The organism is Dyadobacter tibetensis Y620-1 (genome assembly GCF_000566685.1).
In the GTDB taxonomy this organism is placed as follows: Bacteria; Bacteroidota; Bacteroidia; order Cytophagales; family Spirosomataceae; genus Dyadobacter; species Dyadobacter tibetensis.
On the sequence record NZ_AZQN01000002.1, the window covers coordinates 609,663 to 631,004 of the forward strand.

The window sequence follows — 21,342 nt, forward strand, 5'->3', positions numbered from 1 at the left end:
GAAGCCATGAAGGAAATAAAAGACATTATAAACGCTTACCATCAGGCTCGAAGTCAGGGCCAAGCTACGGCCCTGGCAACGGTAGTATTGGTTGAGGGCTCTTCCTATCGCCGACCAGGCGCTCGGATGTTGGTTACCGATGAAGGACAGCTTACCGGAGCGATTAGCGGAGGATGCTTGGAAGGCGATGCGCTTAGAAAGGCCCTTCTAGCTATTTCTCAGAAAAAAAACAAGCTGGTAACTTACGATACGACTGAAGGGAATAATACTACCCTTGGAGTTCAGCTGGGCTGTAATGGTATTGTTCACATACTTTTTGAACCCATTGACGGTTCTATGTCAGTTAACCCAATGGTCCTACTTGCTAAGCTACTGGAAGACAGATGTCCATCGGTACTCATCACGCTCTTTGACCACAAGGCTGCCTCAGGGCCCCATCCCGGCACCTGTCTACTATTTTCGGATACTCCCCAAACATCAGAAATGACTGGAAATAGTGAATTTAGGACCCATTTGATCGATGAAATTGCCCAGCAAACCTACCGGGCTCAAACTTCAGTTTTTGAAGAAATAAATCTGGCTGACAAAAGACTAACTGCTTTTGCCGAATGGATCCCCCCCAGCCTTAGGCTCCTGGTAGTGGGTGCCGGCAATGATACCATTCCGTTGAGCTATATGGCTGCACATCTTGGGTGGGAAGTACAGGTTATCGATGGTCGCTCGAGCCATTGCAACTCTGAACGTTTCCCTGGTGCCAGTATATGCAGGGTTGCTAAAGCTGAAAAGGTCGTAGAAGGTATGTCAATAGATCTGCGAACTGCTGTATTACTCATGACCCATAATTATCGTTACGACCTCCAAATACTCATGGACCTATTGCCCCGCACCGATCTAAGGTACTTAGGCATTTTAGGCCCTAAGTCTAAATTAGAAAAAATGTATACAGAAATTGAGGAACAAAGTGGAGCAACAATTCCTGACTCTCAAAAAGCCAAAGTTTATGGTCCCATAGGCCTGGAAATAGGTGCAGAAACTTCCGATGAAATTTCCCTATCCATATTGGCAGAAATTCAAGGAGTCTTTGCCGGTAAAACGGGAAGGTCCTTACGTTATAAGGATGCTCCTATACATCATCCATTACAAATACCGGAGAACTTATGAACCCAAGGACCGACCTTCCTGCAACTGGGATAATCATGCTCTCGGCCGGCAGCTCTTCACGTATGGGACAACCTAAACAGATGTTACCCATCGCAAACCAAAGCTTAATTCAATTGATGGCCGAAGAGGCATGCCAATCTATGGCGAATCCCGTCGTAGTGGTCACCGGAATGTATCATACAGAAATCACCGTAGAGTTAGATACTTATCCAGTAGTTGTAGTTCAGAATAAGAACTGGCAAAAAGGAATGGGCAGCTCAATCCGAGTGGGTATACATAAAATTTTGGAGACATTTCCCGCTTTAGATGCCGTAATTCTTATGGTCAGCGACCAGCCTTACCTTAGGGCGCAGCATCTGGATAATTTGCTGCTTACGCATTATGAATCAAATAAAAGTATAATAGCTTCCTATTATAAGGAACAGATGGGCACACCGGTTCTATTTGCTAAAGATCTTTTCCCAGACCTTATGCAACTGAATGAAGGTTCTGGAGCCCAGCCATTACTGAAATTGAGAGCCGATCGGGCTACCTCTATTCCTTTTCCACTGGGAAATATCGATTTGGATAGTTGGGAAGATTATCTTGCATTCATAGAGGGAAGATCGTTGACCTAGGTGCATGTAAAATTCTACGACCGGTGATTCTGATGTAGTCTTGCTGAAATTATCATAGGGAGGTACACATCGGCCGGCACGTACATTAACTTTCCTATTCACTAAGTTCAGAAGCCAAGAGTATGCAGCTGAGTCATCCTTTCAAATCTTAGAGAAATAATGAAAAGCCCTGCAAAATCTAGAGAAAATCGGGCAATCTCCTTCTTAAGCTGTAAGGGATTGATACCTTTGCCAAATTAAATAATAGTTTTATAAAATCGTGATCGAACCTACCACGGCGGCAATAAAGAGCTCCGCCAAATATATACTTACAGATAGTCGTCAATTAAGCTTTCCCGATCAGAGTATCTTTTTCTGTATCAAAGGCGAACGCCATGATGGGCACCAGTTTATTAGCGAGTTGTACCATAAAGGCGTACGGGAATTTGTTATAGAGTCCGGCAGTTTAGATGAAAATCTTGAAAACAGGATCCTGAAGCTTTCAGACGCTCAATTCTGGGTGGTAACCTCAAGCATCCGTACTTTACAGATGACGGTGGCCATGCACCGCCGTAATTTTAATATAGACGTTGTGGGGATTGTAGGTAGTAATGGGAAGACCATTGTAAAAGAATGGCTTAGTCAGCTTATGGCTCCCGGAGAACAGGTGATCGCCAGTCCAAAAAGTTATAATTCTCAAATAGGCGTGCCCCTCTCGGTATGGAACATGAAGCAGAGCCATACCCTCGCAATTTTTGAGGCGGGTATCTCCAAGGCCCATGAAATGGAATATCTGCAGCCTGTAATTGCTCCTACCATCGGCTTATTTACCAATATCGGATCGGCTCATGACGATGGTTTTAGAAGTAGGAAACAAAAAATAACTGAGAAGTTACGCTTATTCACTAAAGTCAAAAAGCTTATTTACAGAAAGGATTACCAGGAGATTGACGAGGAGATTGAATTAATATTAAGACCGGTAAATCCATTTTTGAGGACCATTAGCTGGGGCAGTGCCTTAAGTGGGGCCGATGTTCAAGTAGTCTTTAGTCCACAGAAAGATAAAACCTTTATTGCTCTGACAGGGCAATTTGGAATATGTCGTTTCGAAACGGCTTTCCGGGATGAAGCTTCCTTAGAAAATCTGACGCATTGCATCATATTCATGCTGGAGCAAGGCTTGCAACCTCTGGACATACAACAACGAATACAGTTTCTTCGTCCTGTTTCTATGCGCCTGGAGCTAAAAGAAGGAATCAATCGATGCTATATTATCGATGATGCTTATAATAACGATATGCAAGGGATCGCCATGGCCCTGGGTTTTCTTACTCAACAGGAACAAAGAAATGAAAAGACGGTTATACTCTCCGACATTCTGCATTCTGGCCAGTTACCGGCTGACCTATATCAAACCATGGCTCAGATCTTAAAGGAAAAGAATATTGACAGATTTATTGGTATAGGTCCAGAAATGATGAAACAGCAGACCTACTTTGACCTGCCCCGTCAGGATTTTTATCCAGATACCGATCTGTTTTTAAAGTCGTTCCCCTTCGGGAGCCTGACCGACAATCTGATTTTAATTAAAGGGGCTCGCCCCTTTTCTTTCGAAAAAATTGTACACCGCCTCCAACAAAAAGTGCATGATACCGTGCTTGAAATAAATCTGGATGCTTTGACACATAATCTAAACTATTATCGCAACAAGGCTGGTAAGGGCGTCAGGATAATGGCCATGGTCAAGGCCTTTGCATATGGAAGTGGGAGCACCGAGGTAGCGAGTTTACTGCAATATCATAGGGTTGATTATTTAGGGGTGGCTTACGCCGACGAAGGAGTAGCTTTACGTCAGAGCGGAATCACGATCCCGATCATGGTACTGAATGCGTCTCCTGCCACCTTCGATATGCTTTGGGAATATAATCTGGAGCCGGAAATTTATAGTGAGAAAATTATGCAGGAATGGATACATTATGCGGGAATGCGCAATGAGCCCACCCTGATGCCTTTGGTACACCTCAAATTGGATACAGGCATGCATAGACTGGGTTTTGTTGCCGAAGAGTTAGGTTGGCTTGAGACAACCTTAGCAGAATATCCTTACATCCGGGTGGCCTCCGTATTTTCGCACTTGGTCGGAGCTGACGAAGGAGAGCATAATGCCTTCTCGATCCAACAATACGATCGATTTAAGGCCGGGGCCGAAAAGATCGAGGCAATTTTAGGCTATCCGGTCATCAAGCATTTGCTTAATTCTGCCGGCATCGTGCGTTTTCCTGAATATCGCTTGGACATGGTGCGCTTAGGCATAGGGCTCTACGGCGTAGAGGCCACAGGGCAGGAACAGTCTCAGCTTCAAACGGTCGGGAGACTCAAAACGGTGGTTTCCCAGGTAAAACATTTGTTGGCAGGAGAAACAGTAGGCTATGGTAGAAAGGGCAGACTAGACAAGAACGCCTCCATCGCTACCATTGCCATCGGTTATGCCGATGGTTATAACCGCCAATTAGGCAATGGCAATGGGCAGGTATGGATCAATGGACACCGCTGTCCTACCATCGGAAATATCTGTATGGACATGACCATGGTGGATGTCACTGGAATTCCAGTTGAAGAGGGGAATGAGGTCATTATTTTCGGAAAAGAAATAACCATATCAGAACTAGCTCAAAAGACCCAGACCATTCCTTATGAAATCCTTACAGGCATTGGAAGTAGAGTAAAAAGAATTTTTTATAAAGAGTAATAGCCATGGAGGTGCAACAACCATCTGCTGCACCTCCATGGCTATAATATTTCAACTTATATCAGATTGTCTTACAATCCGCTTCTTCAGAATGGTCGCTATCGGTAGGTGTATGTTCTTCGGAAATAACCATTTCTTCCGCTGTGCAGGCCGGATTATTATCTTCAAAAAGCCTGGTCGCCATCACCTCCTCAAGGGTAACGTCGTAAAATGCTTTATGTACGTTCAAGGGTTCTTCTCCCTCTACTACTTCACATTTTAAGTAGGTACCATCCTCCTGCATTTCATAGGAATTGACGTTATCCTGTAGGCTAAAATAAAGGATATGGATGGCTTCTTGTTTCACCCTTGGGTCCACCAATTTGAAGAGGGATTCGATTCGCCGGTCGAAGCTTCGCACCATGGCATCTGCACTTCCTCCATACACCAGCGGATCCCCATTTTGATGAAAATAGAACAAACGGGAGTGCTCAAGGAAATCGCCTACTAAGGAGCGTACGGTTATATTTTCGCTCAGACCTTCGCGACCTGGACGAAGGCAACACATTCCTCTCACTATCAGTTTAATAGGCACACCAGCCTGCGAGGCCATATATAATTGATAGATTATGGCCCGATCTTCCAAGGAATTAATTTTTATACAAATACCACTAGGAAGTCCAGCCTTAGCATTTTCCGCTTCCTGATCGATCAACTCCAGGAGCTTATCACGCATATAACGTGGGGCTGTAATAAGGTTCTGATACTCTGCCGGGTTGGAATGTCCGGTAATTACATTAAAAAATTCCGAGATGTCATGAGTATACTCTTCATTGGTGGTAAGCAGCCCCGTATCGGTATACAAACGGGAAGTATCCTCGTTATAATTACCGCTGGAAAGGTGTGCATATCTACGAACCTGATTGCCTTCGTTTCGAACGATCAGAAGAAGCTTGGTATGAGTTTTGAGCAAGCCAATACCATAGATGACGAAACATCCGGCTTTCTGAAGTCGTTGAGCTTCCTTTATATTATTTTCTTCATCGAAACGGGCCTTTACTTCAAAAAGTACAGCTACACTTTTACCATTTTCAGCGGCATGCAGCAATGCCTCCGTAACCCGTGAGTTTTTGGCCAGACGGTAAATGGTAAGTTTGATAGATAAAACCTTAGGGTCCTCAGCTGCCTGCTCCAACAGCTGGAGCACCGGTTCGAAATTATTATAAGGATGGTGCAGGAAAATATCCCTCTCCCGCATCGCTTCAAAAACGTCTGGAATCCTTTCCCTTTCTAATACCAAGGGAGGGACCGAAGGGCGAGTCGGCGGAATCTGATCCTTAAATTCAGGATGCTTGATAATACTCCATAAAGAGGTATAGTCTATCAGCCCGTCATAGGCAAACACATTAGAATCGTCGACTTCCCAGCGCTTTTTGATCAGACTTAACAAATCTGGATCAAAGCCTGGTTCTATTGAAGCCTGAACCACCCGACCTAAACGACGGCTTTTTATTTTCTGTTTTATTTCATCGATAAAATCTGACTCCATATCATCACTCTCCTCCATTGAAAAATCGCCATTACGGATAATTCGGAAGAGATTAGTGCTGACAATCTCTACGTTTCGATAGAGCTTCTGAATATAATTACGGACGATGCTTTCTATAGGAACAAAAACGATTTCCTCTGCCCGTTCTATGGCATAGAAACGGGGGAGATTATGGGGGAGTTGTACAAAGGACAACTTACGATCTTCTTCGGAAGTGCTACCCTTTACCTGCGTGATCACGCCAAATACCAAAACTTTTGCCAGCAACACCGGAAAGGTATGCGTATAGTCAAACAGCATGGGGGTAAGCATGGGATATACCGTTCGATCGAAGAAATCCTCGGCAAGCTTTTTCTCCTCATTGCTTATCTCGGGAAGGGTCAGCATCCTAAAACCATGCTGGGCAAAAAGGGGCAAGAGCTCATTGCTATAACACTCATTCTGCCTACGGACAAAATCCTGCGACTCTTTAAGCAACAGTTTACGGAAAGGCACTTCCCTTAGTCCCGAATAGTCCATCCTCTCCTTTCCGAAATCCAGATAGTTATATAAACTTCCGATCCGAATGGTAAAGAACTCATCTAGGTTAGATGAAGTAATCGCCAAAAACTTGAGACGGTCAAATAAGTTTCTGTCTTTATTTTCGGCTTGGTCGAGCACCCGATCGTTAAACTTTAGCCAGCTCAAATCGCGGCTAATCAAATCGCTCTGTTGCACCAAGGTATTGGCCTTCTCAGAAGGGCTCATCAATTTAGATTCTTCCATATCTGATTCCTGCCTATTTGATTTAAATAGTGACAATATATTGGTAAACTTTTTAATTTTATCGGTCTTATATATCATATCCTTAACTGATCGGGGTCGACGAATGCTACTGTTGATAGTGTGTTAATATTTATCCCAAATCTAAAAAATTCAACGAATTTCGACCTTATTTGTTTCTAAATCGAGATATATTTTATTATGAAATGGTTAAAAAAGTAAACGGATGGCTGAAATACAGCCATCCGTTTACTTTTTCTTAACGAATTGATGGCCTATACATCTACTCGGGCATATTTAGCATTCTTTTCAATAAATTCACGACGGGGTGCCACCTCATCGCCCATGAGCATAGAGAACAAATGGTCGGCCTCCGCAGCAGACTCGATCGTCACCTGCTTAAGACTTCTCTTCTCTGGATTCATCGTGGTCTGCCATAACTGCTCAGCATTCATTTCACCAAGACCCTTATAACGTTGTACATTCACATTTTCTTCTTTACCCGCCCCTGCGATCTCCTTCACGGCTTGCTCACGTTGTCCCTCGGTCCAGCAGTAGCGTTCTTCACGGCCCTTTTTCACCAAATAAAGGGGCGGCTGCGCAATATAAATATACCCTTCATCTATCAAAATCTTCATATACCGGAAGAAGAAGGTTAGGATTAGGGTACGGATATGGCTACCATCGATATCCGCATCGGTCATGATAATGATTTTGTGATAGCGTAGCTTTTCGATATTCAAAGCCCGTTCATCTCCATCCTTACCGATCTGAACACCCATGGCGGTGAACATATTCTTAATTTCCTCGTTTTCATAAATACGATATTCCTGAGCCTTCTCGACGTTCAGAATCTTACCTCGCAGAGGCAAGATTGCCTGAAATGCCCGGTTTCTGCCCTGCTTGGCAGTCCCACCTGCAGAGTCTCCCTCTACCAGATATATCTCACATACCTTAGGGTCGGTCTCGGAACAGTCAGCCAACTTGCCAGGCAAGCCTGTGCCGGTAAGCACGTTTTTGCGCTGCACCATTTCACGGGCCTTCTTAGCGGCAATCCGAGCCTTAGCGGCCAATATCACCTTGTCGATAATGGTACGGGCCTCCTTTGGGTGTTCGTCCAAATAAGTCTCCAACATTTCAGCCACTACCTGACTGACCGCACCCGTCACTTCTGAGTTACCCAACTTGGTCTTGGTCTGCCCTTCAAACTGGGGTTCGGCTACCTTTATAGAAATTACTGCTGTAAGTCCTTCCCGGAAATCATCTCCACTGATCTCAATTTTTTCTTTGGTCAGGATTCCTGACTTATCGGCATAACTTTTAAGGGTCCGGGTAAGCGCAGCTCTGAAGCCCGATACGTGCGTACCTCCTTCTATGGTACTAATGTTATTTACATAAGAATATACATTCTCACTATAGGAGGTATTATACATCATCGAGACTTCCACCGGAACAGTCCCCTTATTATTCTCCATATAAATCGGCTCAGGAATCAGGGGCTGCCTGGTTGCATCCAGATAGCGTACAAATTCCTTCAAACCTACCTCAGAGTAAAACTCTTCGTAGAGTGCTTTTCCGTTTTCGTCAAGTTCACGCTTATCTTCCAGAGTTAAACGAATCCCTTTGTTAAGGAATGATAGTTCGCGTAAACGTGTAGCAACAGTTTCGTATTTATATTCGGTTACCGTAAAAATAGTATCGTCGGGCAGGAAGTGAATAGTGGTTCCGGTTTTCTCCGTTTCACCAATAACCCGTACGGGATACAAAGGTTTTCCTTCACTGAACTCCTGTTCAAAAATTTGCCCCTCGCGATGCACCTCAGCCCGAAGATGGATAGAAAGAGCATTCACACAGGATACCCCCACTCCGTGAAGCCCTCCAGAAACCTTATATGTATCTTTGTCAAATTTACCCCCAGCATGCAAGACGGTAAGTACCACCTCCAGGGCCGACTTTTTTTCTTTGGCATGATAGCCTGTCGGGATTCCGCGACCGTTATCACGTACGGTAATAGAATTGTTTTCTTCGATGGTAACATGAATGGTATCGCAATAACCAGCCATGGCCTCATCAATGGAATTGTCTACAACTTCCCAAATAAGATGGTGAACACCTTTAAATCCAGTGTCACCGATGTACATTGCCGGACGCTTACGTACGGCTTCCAGCCCTTCAAGTACTTGTATATTTTCGGCTGAATAACTATTAACTCCTAACACAATCTCGTTTGACATATATTTGTATTTACTCAGTAACTTTATTCACTCCAAGAGCACTCAAAGCAAAGTGTAAAGGTACGACATTTTAACTACTTTTCCTTGGCTCTGTACCGATTTGACGCAGGCTTCAGATGGTGGGCATTCTGAGCCTCATCAAACCTGCTAAGAATCCTTGAATGATCCCCTAAAACAGGAGTTTCCCTCCCTGGGAAACCAAGACAAGATGGGAGTGATAAAACTTTTTACTACCATCTCTCGAAACATCGACAACCAGTAACTGGTACCGTCCCTCTATAAGGTCATCATTTCTAAATAATGCCTGGAAACCAGATTTGTGGTAGTGCTGTATGGTCAAAACCGCCTTCCGTCCTTCCATTTCCGGGGTGGCAGCATGCAACCATATTTTTCCGCTTTCAATATTTCTAAGGGCGAGAAACCGATTGGAAAGAAGAGGTAAACGGGGAGGTGCCTCCGATTGACTGATATAAAAGTAAGTGAGGCTATCCACCACCCCATTGATACTCCTTATAAAATTCCAATCGAAAATGGCTGCCGATGAATCGGCTGACATGGGTAGAGAACTTGACGAAAATGCCTTTTCTATTTCCGCCTTACTTATCCGGGGTTCTGGCATCCTCAATATACCACGGTCGGTAGCTGGAAAAAGGTAGAACGATGCATTCCGTTGAAGAGATCGTTCCACAGAAAACAACTCCCGGTTATTAACCCAGTTAAACACATCCGCTAAATATGTGGTCTGTTTATTTTCTACAGTTCGAGTAAACCTATAATAAGAATATGTACAATATACAACGCCTATTAGGCTTATGCAGTGGAGTAAAAACTTATTTCTCAGGTACCCCAAATCCAAAAGTAGCAAATAAACAATAACGGTAGACATAGCCGCATAGATTTGAAACCGACTGGTAATGGCTCCTCCGGCAGAAGAACGAAAAACGGCTATAACCATGCTCATAACCAGCATGTAGACGAATACACCTAATAAGGGGATTTGTCGAACGGGTAAAGATTCCTCCTGATATAACATGCTCTTCAGACATAAAACGATTAGGATGAGCACGATTAGAATCAACAGTCCACCCCATATTACTGACCAAATTACCTGATCGGTCCATACCATCATAGAGGCGCCTATAAAGCCTGTAAAAGATTCGAATGGAGCCCAGAAATTGTCTGGTAAACCAGCAGCTTGACCAAATTGATATCCATATAAGTAGAAGCCAAGTGCCAAAAACATACCCAATACGACTACTATGGACTTCTTCCATTCTGCAAAGAGAATCAGGCAGAAGATGAGAGCAGGGAAGGAAAAAATACCATTCCCATGGGTAAAAGTAGCCATGAGACCCATTAAAATACCCCATCCTACTCCCGACCAGGTTCTGCGGCATACCATCACAATACTCCCAATGGTAAACACTGTACTAATGGAATGCTGCATACCATTTAGCGACCAGCCGGTAATATCATGATACAGGGGGTGAAAAAAGAATAGTGCCGCCGGCAAAAAATAGGCAATTGAAACGGAAGTCCTTTTGAACTGTTGGTATAAAAACCAGAATATCAGGCTGATATTAATAGCCGTAATAACCGTGTAAGCGCGAAAATTCAGCGTACCCGTTAAACTATAATTTCCCAAGGCAATAAGACGGGGTACCACCGCTTTATGGTCGTTATGAACACTAAATAGTTCCCGCAGGAAAACGGCAAAATCGGCCCCTGGTTTCGTTACAGCCTCAACAAACTGAATAAGTAAGAAGTCGTCTTGAAAGGGAAAGTCAACTGCATAAAAGAAATTATAAATAATGAAGAAACAATAAATGATCAATAGACCCAGCCAATATACCAATTTCGACATACTCAAAATATGCTTGTTTAATGTAATTTCGATTTTCAGTGGTAGTACTTATACCTGCTGAACAGATCAATTAAAGGCGAAGAAAGCACATTTTAGACAAAAAAATAGGCGGGCCAGTGAAATAATCCACTGGCCCGCCCATATATTTAATTCATTTTCGGAAGTCCCCAGGATAGCACTTCCATTCAACCAGGCTTTATTTTTCCATAGGATGCATTTTAAGCAATTCCTCAGGCTTATAGAATCCTTTCTTGCTGGCTGAAGCAGCTCTTACCTGTTTCACCTTTTCGGGGGATACGGCAGGTGCTTTATTTCCAAAGGAATTTCGTACATAAGTTAAAACACTCGCTAGTTCCTTGTCATTAAGCAGGCCAGCAAATTGCGTCATGGGAACCTGTCCAGGGTATTTTTTACCCGCAACTTCTATTGGCCCCATCATCCCATTCAATACGAGCTTAATCAACCTCTCTTCACTTCCTACTACCCAAGGTGTACCAATTAGAGGAGGGAAACCGGCAGCTTCCAGACCTTTACCGTCTGGTTGGTGACAGGTAGAGCAATATCCTTCCCTTAAGAAGATTTCTTTTCCTGCCTTAAACAACTCCTGTTCCTTACCCTTAAGTCCGGAGGCAACCACGGTTTCCTTGACTTCCTTCACAGATCTGTCGTTAAGGTGAGCGACTGCAGCATCATAGGCATGAATGGTCCATTCGTCCATAGGCTTTTTAGAGGCAGCATTTAATACCATCATACCTTTCTCTTTGCCTATCCAGGAAGCGGCCACTATCGCTGCAAGCCTTACCCTACCATGTTCGTCATTGGCCGCCTGTTGTAATAATTGAGCCTGGTCGGCTACTTGATGGCCAGTGTACCGCAACACTTGTACAGCTGCTGTGCGGGCTCTAAAATCTTTAAATTTCATCACCTTACGCAACAATTCCTGATCCACCTTATTCATTCCCCAGGTTACCCACAGTGCTTCCAGGACTTGATGTTCGTAATTCGGGTCGTTCTTATCCAATCCAGCTACCCAGGTCTTAGCCTTCGCTAAAACCTGCTTCTGATCGCGGCCACGGAGCTCTGCTCTTGTGCGATAGCGCGCCCGGTATTCCGGCAATTTCAAATTATCAAAAAGAACATCTAAACTAGCACCATGAATTTTGGCAGGCTTAACCAACGGACGGCCCGGGTAGGTAATGCGATATACCCGACCATGAGAATGATCGCGCAACGGATCACGTGCGTTATGCTGCATATGTCCGATTAAGATATTATGCCAATCGATCACATACAGAGAACCATCTGGGGCAAACTCCATATCTACTGGTCTGAAGTTCCGATCGGTACTTACGATCAAATCCTTACGGTGACGACTCGCATAACCTGTTCCATCATCTTTCAATGTATGTTGCTTGGTCCCCAAGAATCCAATGGTATTATTAATCAAAAAATCACCCTGAACATCGTCCGGGAAATGACGACTTGAAATAAATTCCAAACCCGAAGTAGGGCGTACCCGGTGTGCATCTTCAATCAAATTTACAGACTTATGGGTGGCATTGCCGTATCGGGGTAAAACCGAACCGGGAAGCATCCAACGAACGTCGGGGCCTGAAGTCTCTGCAAAGAATGGTTGTCCCCAGTCGTCAAACATGATTCCCCATGGATTGGGAATAGAAAGTTGCGCAGTACGTTCTAATTTATGCAATTGCGGAGCGTAGCGATAAAATCCACCATTACTAGCACGAACTGGCCCATAAGAGGTTTCCACATTAGTATGAAGGAATACACCTTCACCAGAATAGATGGCACCGGAAGGATCTACCGTAAAGGCACTACTATTATGGTGTGTATCATGATCATCGAAACCACTCATCAATATTTCAACTTTATCGGCTTTGTCATCCCCATTTGTATCCGTATAGAGCTTCAAATTGGGCCCTTGGGATACATATACCCCTTCATGAGCAATTTCGAAACCGAGAGGCAGATGTAAACCATCCACGAAAACAGTTTGCTTATCCGCTTTACCGTCCCCATTTGTATCTTCCAGAATCAATAATTTGTCGTTAGGCCGGGAGTTACCGGGTTGATAATGGGGGTAACTTGGCATAGTAGCTACCCATAAACGTCCTTTGGTATCGAAGGACATCTGCACGGGGTTAGCAAGGTCGGGAAAGGTTTCTTCGGAAGCAAAAAGTTCAATCTTATAACCATCAGCTACTTTAATCTGGTCCAGTGCTTTCTGTCCATACAGATACTCCAGACTACCATTCTTGTCGGGATTAAAATTGGTCTTCACCTTAGGAAGCTCTCTGGTTTTGGCATCTTCAGCGGCCAGATCGGTCTTCTTGCCCGTAGAGGCGAGCGACCAGATAGCCTGATCTCTGATGTCTGTCATTTGACGGATTTTTTCAATCTCCGCCGGGTAGTTTTCAGGACCGAATGGGTTATATCGACGGCCGTATACATGAACGCTATTCGGAATTTTATAATCGTTATGCCACATCCAGTTTTTTTCTTCTACTGCTTTGCGAATAGCCGCCCTGCGGGGCTCAGCTTTGGAAGATCCAGAGCCAAAAAGTTTATCAGCGAGCAGGGTAGCTAATTTCTCATAACCTGCTTCATTCATTTGTGAACCGTCGATTGTCAAATCCGCAGAAGAACTGGCATACCATTCTTTTGTAGGATTAAAGGCATCTAGAAATAACACATCGTTTCTTTCTGCTACTTCCTTCATGGCAGCGGTGTATAATGCCAGATTGGCATTTTCCTTCTTCCCATTGGGCAAGTCCATTTTGGCAGAGAGATCTTCAAATGCGATTGGAGAAACCAAGGCGAGCTGAGGAGCGGTAGAGCCATTATAGCGCTGAGCCTTGGTGTGCCTGATAAAGGCTTCGAGTTCCCCTTTAAAATTTTCAAGCCCCTTGGGTCCCTCAAACGATTCATTATATCCGAAAAACCCGATAACGATATCCGTTTTAAGGCGCGTCAACCATTCGTCTGGCGATTCAAAATGACCTACACTATGCGAATTGGTGGCCAGCTCGGTCTGAAATTTTTCTGCCCCAGGAAATGCCCAGGGGTCATTTCTACTAGCTCTAGGCCGAAAACCTGGGGTATCGCCAGCATCACACATATTACGGATATAAAGCAAACTGTCTGCAAACCGGGTCTGCATTTCAGTTTCAAAGAGGTTATACTCCATCATTCTGGATCCCAGATTATTGCCAATAAGTGAAATATGGGATCCCTTTTTTATTTTTAAGGTTTCGGCAGGGCCAAAGCGGAAGGCACTAAAAGCGAGTATGAGGCCACCAATAAGCAGAAGGCCTAGCATACTTAATCTTTTGGATTTAGGCATTTTATCTCAATTTTAAGTTAAGGAATTAGTCGTATATGAATTGCATTCTCTATTTGGCAATGCCCCGGTATGGAACATTAATTTCCGTCGGTCCATGCCACTTTTTAGGTACTTTTAAGCCTAATTCCCAATGTATGGCATTAATAATTAAGCGCTGGAAGCTGGGGATTCTAAAATCTTCCGGATGACCCAGTGTAGTCATAAATATCTTGGCACCGTAGCTATTTTTACCTACCCATGCCACAGGATTATCAACGGCCTTGCGATTAGGATTTACAGCTGAACCCATAAGCAAAACTTCAGAACCTGAAGTAGGGTAATCGGGAAGTACATGGTACAGCCAAGACTGGGCATGAAAAGTAGGATCTACTCCTGTAAGTATAGGATGCTTCGACTGCTCCCCCACAATACGAACATCGGTAGTGCTTTCGTGACCGTAATGCGTATGCTTAGCGGCTCCCCCCCAGCCTGGAGGCGAATTGAGCGCAAACTCTCCGAATGCATTCCATCGCTCATCTGCATGCCCTTTTGGAAAATTAAAGGCATGGGTGGTCGTACGGAAACCCATCACCGGTTTACCCGATTTGAGGTAATCCTCAATCAAGGCTAACTGCTCGGAAGGCAACTGTCTCCATCTTAAATAAAACACGGCCAGGTCTGCTTCTTTCAGGATCTCAAGTCCGGGGATATTTTTTTCGCTATTCTGGTTTGGGTAGGCCTTAAGGACAATAGCACGTATATCATATTTCTTCTCTAATTCTGTGGCAATTATGGGAAGAGTGGCTTCTCCACTGTATTCATGATCGCCAGTGACGAAGACTACGAGGGGTTTTTTCTTTGTAGGATGGCTATTGGGTACATCCCAACTGAATGCGGAATGGGTCACTACTAGCAGCCCCAAAAGCCAAAAAGTCATTTTAATTTTCATTAAAGCTAAGGTTGAATGGTTATTTAGGAATTTCTTTATTTTAAGTCAATTATTCAGCCATTCTACCGCAAAATGAACGAATATTGACATAATTTTTCAGCAATGACATATGGTATAGACTTTAAACTCCTATTTCCCCCTTAGTTAATCCTATTATAATTTTTAAAACCGGCATATGAGGAGTTCAATAAAGACTCATATGGCTCAAAGTCTGATCAGAATTCCATCAATTGATCTTTCATATCATTGCATTGGGGACTATTACTGAACCTAATTGTTGGCAAGAGCCCAGGCTATGAAGTAACGAACCGCTCCTTCTAAATCTATCCTGTCTCTCTCCAGAATCAGGTGCTTCACAAACCATTCTATTACATAAAAATAGGCGCTTACTTTGTTCGAAACAGATTCGGGACAACATCAGCAAATGCAATCCCTAAAGTTATAGCGGCTCGGGTGAGATCTTCAAAATCTTTTCTGTTTAGATACAATGTTTGTCTTGAACCATTAACTTCAGTGGTCATTTTATAACTAACTCCTATCAAACAGGTCCCCGTCAGACTGAGAATTATTTTCTCCGCTACGGCTCTGTGGTAACCCACAGAAATGCCCCATCCCATAGACTTAGCATGGAGCAAGGACTCCAACCCATTGATCACGGCATGGTTGCGATAGGGCTGGTAGCCGATTTCAAAACCTGATTGAATATACCCACCAACTCCGCTAAGGGGACTGCGATGCAAAAGCGACAAACCTATAAATTGAATGTTAACCTTATTGGTATTCGTTTCATTTTTCCTGGCATCAGACCGGTAGGTATCATAACGTAAGCCTAGCCCCCAGCGCTTTTTGAAAAAGTGATTAGCGGCAATACCAAAAGAATAACCAGTTTTAATTTTTTGAAGGTAATCAAGTTCTGACTGCGAAAGGCCAATCTTGGGACTGAACAGTCGTTTACTTAACCCTGCATACGCACCTAACTGCCACTCAGGACTATATGAAGACGATATTTGAATAGTATCCAGAAAGGCTACTTCAATGGATTCAGTGTCCGGTACTTTCTCACCCTTTGCTGCAGATTGGGCACTATCTGTGTTCTCTGTATTTTTCTGAGTATCCCTAGGCCTTTTCTGATTCTCATAGAAACCTTTGATGAGCACGGCCACCTCACTTCGGGGAAGCTCCCTAACCGTGGTCCTCAATCTTTCTTTCCAATCGAAGCGAATATACTCTCCTTCGACTTCGTGTAATCGAACCTGCAAAGAGTCCCCCCGCGAGGTGACCAATAGATCTTGGCCTGAAGCCTTTGGGTTGCAACATGCAAATAAGAAAAGAAATAGATAGAGACAATTTTTCACACTCGATACCTTCAGCCTTTTGGTAAAAGTCAATTAACGGGTTCAAAGATAAGGGTTAGATTTTAATAATTGTCGAACAGGAAATGCTAGCGCAATGACCGGACACCTGCCAATTTAAGCCGGCCAACGATAAACCTCCCCAGTTTCCCCCCTTGGTCCTGCCCAGCTTCAATGGCATCTCTATAATGTATACCTCCATATAGTCTGGAAATAGCCGCTTCCTGCGCCGCATAACGAAATGAAGGAAAATCTCGCTTTGGCAGATCAAAAATAATCTCGGTATCATCGGTAAATTGGAAAGAATCGCCAAACAAAAAGCTCAGGACCTCTGCAGCCGCAGTTGAAATGACACTATGACCACTGGTATACTCCGGGAAGGGTGGGGTTTGCAATAAAGGTTGCCAGCGTTTGTCAATAAGCCGATTAATTACTGTTTCGGGTCTGATTCGGTTACTCCGATATTTTTCGTCCCAACAACTGATAAACGCATCCATCAGGGTGAACGCCACCAGGGCATGAGCGGTAATGGATCTGCCCAGATCCAAATTGGCCTTGTCTGCTGCTATGCTCGTTATCCCCATCCAATGTCCACCCGGACTAATTTTTTTGAAACCGATCATCATATGACCCGAGGTATTGATAGCAAATGGATTACAATCCCAGAATGATGCTATTAGCTTTTGTTCCTCGGTCAGATTATTGACCGTGCGATATACTTCATCAGTCATTTTATAGAAGGAACTGTTCGGATCATTACTATAAACAACTGGTTCCATGGGAGTAAATTGGCTACAACTATCCAGGAAAACCGGCCTGATTATATTCCAATTAGGCTCTATCCCCTCCATATAGCCAGGAGGCGTGGGGTACCAATAAGCATCTCCCTTGAGAGGGCGATATCTACGCAGGGCACTTAACTTGGCGTAATTGTCCTGAGAGGCTTGTCGAAGCACTTGTTTGGTCACCGTATCGGCTATCATCTTAGCCTGGTTCAACTGCTCAACGGTTAATCCTTCCTTTAAAAGAGTCGTAGTAAAGGAATTAATTTTCTCTTCCAGCATATATCCCGATGGCAATATTTCCTGTGCCGTAAGAAGAATTGTAAGCAAGGCTGCAACCTGATAATCATAAACTTCATTCTTGGGTACCATTACTGGCCCAAATCCGGTATTCAGGCTCGTTAATGGCACTATATCCTTCTTCTGGCTCGCCATAATTTCATAAGCACCTAAGAGACTGTAAGCATAAAACCTACTTGCTGCCGGAGGATTCACCACGTCGTGAATCATCACCATGGAGGTCGCCTGAACGATGTCCTTCATATATTTTTCGTAGGCGATTATGCGCTGTGCATATGAATCAGAGCCTATCAACATGATGAGGAGGAGGACAGAACTATATTGGAAGAAAGTACAACTTCTCATTGACATTTTATTTAAATGAAAGGGCCTGGATAGGATGGTCGAAAGCCCCAATTAACATTATATTTTTCCCTGCCACGGTCATGTCTATTACTGATTTTACATCTCCCTGAACATTTATTCCAGAACGAGTTTGCGGTACATAATCAAATCCACCCTTTCCATCTCCTAAAAGCATGAAGCCATAATTAGCATCTATAGAACCAATTTTCAATCGATTGGCCGATTTATTACCGAATAACAAAAGATCTACTTTCCCGTCCTGATTTATATCCCTGGCCACCAACGCAGTCACCGGAGCAAATTGTGCCTCGATAGGCAAGGTTTTCTTTATAAACCGCTCACCCTGGCGAATAAAAACCTGGGTCTCTAAGGTGTTCACAGTTTTGACTTTGGCCTTTTTCATTAGCTCTGGCGAAAGGATGTCGGTTATTCCGGCATCAGAATAATCCTGATAGGAACGAAACTTCTTACGCATACCAAACATCTGATCGTTTAATTCATCTCTGCTGACAAAGGGATAGGGTTTGCCCTGAATGTAGAAGGTAAAAAATGGATCAATTGAACCGTTTTCATCAAAATCAGCATAATAAAGCATAGCAGGTTGCTCTTGGGAAGCTTTGACCTGTGAATTCAAACCCATATTGCCTCCCAGCAGATCAAGTTGACCATCGCCATTCACATCTGCCAGGGTCAGACTACTCCAAATTCCTGACATTTCTTTTTCAAAATAATGAGTGGTAGCATCCTCAAATCCACTTATCAAATTATGATAAATCTTTATAGGCATGTACTCTCCTGCAAGTACTAAATCGGGGCGGCCATCGGCATTCACATCCCCCCATTGCGCATCTGTTATCATTCCTATTTCAGAAAAAGGAGTAGGAGCAATTTCAAAAGTTCCATTCCCTTTATTTACCAAAAGGTAAGATTTAGGGTTTTCAGGATATCTTCCAGGGATAATGCGTCCCCCAACGAATAAATCCAGATCGCCATCCCCATCAAAATCAGCGGGTCGCAAACAAGACTTGCTGCTCCCTTTCAGATTGGGCAGGGAGAGAACGGACAATCGAAGGGCACCTTTCCCATCATTAAGGTACAGTTCGTCCTGCAGGGCCAGGGTGTTCGGAACCACCAATCCATATCCCCCCTTGGCCAGATATAGATCATCGTAACCATCTCCATTGGCATCAAAAAATAACGCAGCAGAGTTAGTACTTTCATTCTCATCGCCTACTGAAAATCCAGGCATTTCAGAAAATTCCCCATTTCTGCCCTGAATCCATATCTTCGCCTGACGATCGGAATGTCCTGATACATAGACATCGGCTAAGCCATCTTTGTTGACATCGCCTTGTGCCAAAATAGGGCCCGTTTGAGAATACATCGATAACATCAGCGGTTGCCTTTTAAAATCATTTTCGTCGAAACCCTGATGGATATATTGAATAGGACTGCTGATCATGCTGACCATCGATTCAGCTGAAGTTGCCGATAATGACTCCCTATTTGGGCGCTTCGTGCCCCCCTTGGGATCCTTAAATAAAACATGTTGTTGATTAATAGCAAGGCCCTTATGTACCTGCTTTTGCATATCAGGCCATATTACGACCACCGAATCGACAGGAAATTGCCCGGCCCCCAACCCAAAATGCAGTCGTGAAGACATACTGGATAGATAGCCGCGAGATGGATTGACCTCCTGGTATTGCGTCAGGCCCCTGCTATAGACAGATACCTTTGCTCCGATGCAGTTGGTATTCCCCTGGTTCTGCTTTAAAACCACCTGCATAAATCCTTGATTTCCATTTACATTCTGTTGGTTTTCATATAAAAACACCTCTTCGTTGATATTATTAATGATCAGATCCAGATCCCCGTCATTATCCAAGTCTGCATAAACAGCACCTGCCGAAACGGCCTGATGAGTAAGCCCCCACTCCTGCTGCTGATTGCTGAAGGTGAGATCACGGTTATTTTTGAATATATAATTGGCAATTCGAGTGGAAGGCATTGCCTGAACCAGATCCATCAACTTCATTGGTTCACGGTCTATGGCCTTTCTAATTTTATAATCGCCCCAATAACGCAAGAAATCCTTATTGGTGTAGTCGCGGTAATACCCGTTACTGACAAATAAGTCCTTGTATCCGTCATTATCGAAATCAGCCAGTAGTGGACTCCAGCTCCAATCTGTATTAGAGACTCCCGCCAGCTGGGCAATTTCACTGAAAGTCCCATTACCGTTATTTAACTGGAGCATATTGCGCATATACTGCCGATGTAGATCCTGTTTTGTCATTAACTCAAATGCCTCATAATTTTCTTGAAGCTGCAACAGTTTCTGACGCCGGTTATCTTCAGGCAGCATGTCTAAGGATATCAGGTCAGGCAGACCATCGTTATTATAATCTGCTATATCGACTCCCATGGAAAACTGGGCCATATGTCTGAAATAAGTCTTTGAGACGTCCTCAAAGGTTCCATTTTTTTGATTGATATAGAGATAATCAGGTTCGTTATAATCATTGGTAACATAAATATCCTGCCACCCATCCTGGTTGACATCCGCGATGGCGAGCCCCAAACCGAAAGTCAATGGAAATTGCTTAATCCCCGCCAATTCAGTTACATTAACGAAATGATTATTCCTATTCTCAAATAGTTTATTCCCTGCCAGTTCGTCTGTCTGCTGCCTAAATTTAGCCAACTCTAAATTATCAATTTTCTTGACACTATGATTGAGTAGAAACATATCCAGATCTCCATCCTGATCGTAATCGAAGAAGGCAGCCTGAGTGCTATAACTGGGCGCAGCCAAACCATACTTTTCTGCCTGTTCTTCAAATTTAACGACACCATCACCCACCCCTAAATTGATGAACAGTTGATTCTTCCGGAGCTGCTCCTCAACCTTACCAGAATAGCAGATGTAAATATCAAGCAATCCATCACCATTCACATCCGCCATACTGACGCCGGTTTTCCATCCGCCTTTACGTCCTTGAAGTTCTTTGGAGGCATGTTTAGTGATATCCTTAAATTTTAAATTGCCAAGATTAAGGTACAATTTGTTCTCCCCCATATTGGAGGTCAAGAACAAATCTTCCAGTCCGTCATTATTAATATCACCTACGGCTACGCCACCTCCATTATAAAAATATTCGTAGGCCATAACATTCAGATCTTCCTTGTCGTTTAGCGAATTCACAAATTTGAGATCGGACTCCTTAGAACTGATTAATTTAAACAAGGGTATCTGAGCGAGTAAAGACGCATTACCGATTAATAATAGGCAGAAACAGGTGGTGAAGGGTAAAAAGCGTAGAGGAATCATCATGATCTTATCAATAATTCGGGTAGGTATAGAGGCTATTAAC

General features: G+C 43.7%; 11 protein-coding genes. 3 read left to right on the forward strand and 8 right to left on the reverse strand.

Annotation, left to right across the window (positions count from 1 at the left end; genetic code table 11):
* The first annotated feature begins 6 nt into the window (after positions 1-6).
* The 3 genes from X939_RS0106220 (at position 7) to X939_RS0106230 (ending at position 4,506) form a co-directional block, all read left to right on the forward strand.
* Complete coding sequence (locus X939_RS0106220; protein WP_025762401.1) at positions 7-1,161, forward strand: XdhC family protein; 1,155 nt, start codon at positions 7-9, stop codon at positions 1,159-1,161.
* Complete coding sequence (locus tag X939_RS0106225; RefSeq protein WP_025762402.1) at positions 1,158-1,778, forward strand: nucleotidyltransferase family protein; 621 nt, start codon at positions 1,158-1,160, stop codon at positions 1,776-1,778. The genes X939_RS0106220 and X939_RS0106225 overlap by 4 nt, the downstream gene beginning before the upstream one ends.
* A gap of 259 nt (positions 1,779-2,037) precedes the next feature.
* Positions 2,038-4,506, forward strand: coding sequence for a bifunctional UDP-N-acetylmuramoyl-tripeptide:D-alanyl-D-alanine ligase/alanine racemase (locus X939_RS0106230; protein WP_025762403.1), 2,469 nt, complete (start codon positions 2,038-2,040; stop codon positions 4,504-4,506).
* Between the two features lie 61 nt (positions 4,507-4,567).
* Here X939_RS0106230 and ppk1 read toward each other — a convergent pair whose 3' ends face one another.
* From ppk1 to X939_RS0106270, 8 genes are all read right to left on the reverse strand, one after another.
* Complete coding sequence (gene ppk1, locus X939_RS0106235) at positions 4,568-6,799, reverse strand: polyphosphate kinase 1 (RefSeq protein ID WP_229236011.1); 2,232 nt, start codon at positions 6,797-6,799, stop codon at positions 4,568-4,570.
* A 272-nt stretch (positions 6,800-7,071) separates the two neighbouring features.
* A complete protein-coding gene (gene gyrB / locus X939_RS0106240) occupies positions 7,072-9,030 on the reverse strand; it encodes a DNA topoisomerase (ATP-hydrolyzing) subunit B (protein ID WP_025762405.1) in 1,959 nt (652 codons plus the stop codon).
* Positions 9,031-9,199: 169 nt separating this feature from the next.
* A complete protein-coding gene (locus X939_RS0106245; RefSeq protein ID WP_025762406.1) occupies positions 9,200-10,894 on the reverse strand; it encodes a hypothetical protein in 1,695 nt (564 codons plus the stop codon).
* Positions 10,895-11,090: 196 nt separating this feature from the next.
* A complete protein-coding gene (locus X939_RS0106250) occupies positions 11,091-14,258 on the reverse strand; it encodes a PVC-type heme-binding CxxCH protein (RefSeq protein ID WP_025762407.1) in 3,168 nt (1,055 codons plus the stop codon).
* A 49-nt stretch (positions 14,259-14,307) separates the two neighbouring features.
* Positions 14,308-15,174, reverse strand: a complete 867-nt coding sequence (locus tag X939_RS0106255; RefSeq protein ID WP_084299347.1) for a ThuA domain-containing protein — start codon at positions 15,172-15,174, stop codon at positions 14,308-14,310.
* Between the two features lie 398 nt (positions 15,175-15,572).
* Complete coding sequence (locus tag X939_RS0106260; protein ID WP_131694647.1) at positions 15,573-16,541, reverse strand: outer membrane beta-barrel protein; 969 nt, start codon at positions 16,539-16,541, stop codon at positions 15,573-15,575.
* 86 nt (positions 16,542-16,627) lie between these two features.
* On the reverse strand, positions 16,628-17,965 hold the full coding sequence (locus tag X939_RS0106265; protein ID WP_052353417.1) for a vanadium-dependent haloperoxidase: 1,338 nt from the start codon (positions 17,963-17,965) through the stop codon (positions 16,628-16,630).
* A 7-nt stretch (positions 17,966-17,972) separates the two neighbouring features.
* A complete protein-coding gene (locus X939_RS0106270; protein WP_025762411.1) occupies positions 17,973-21,302 on the reverse strand; it encodes a VCBS repeat-containing protein in 3,330 nt (1,109 codons plus the stop codon).
* Positions 21,303-21,342 lie beyond the last annotated feature (40 nt).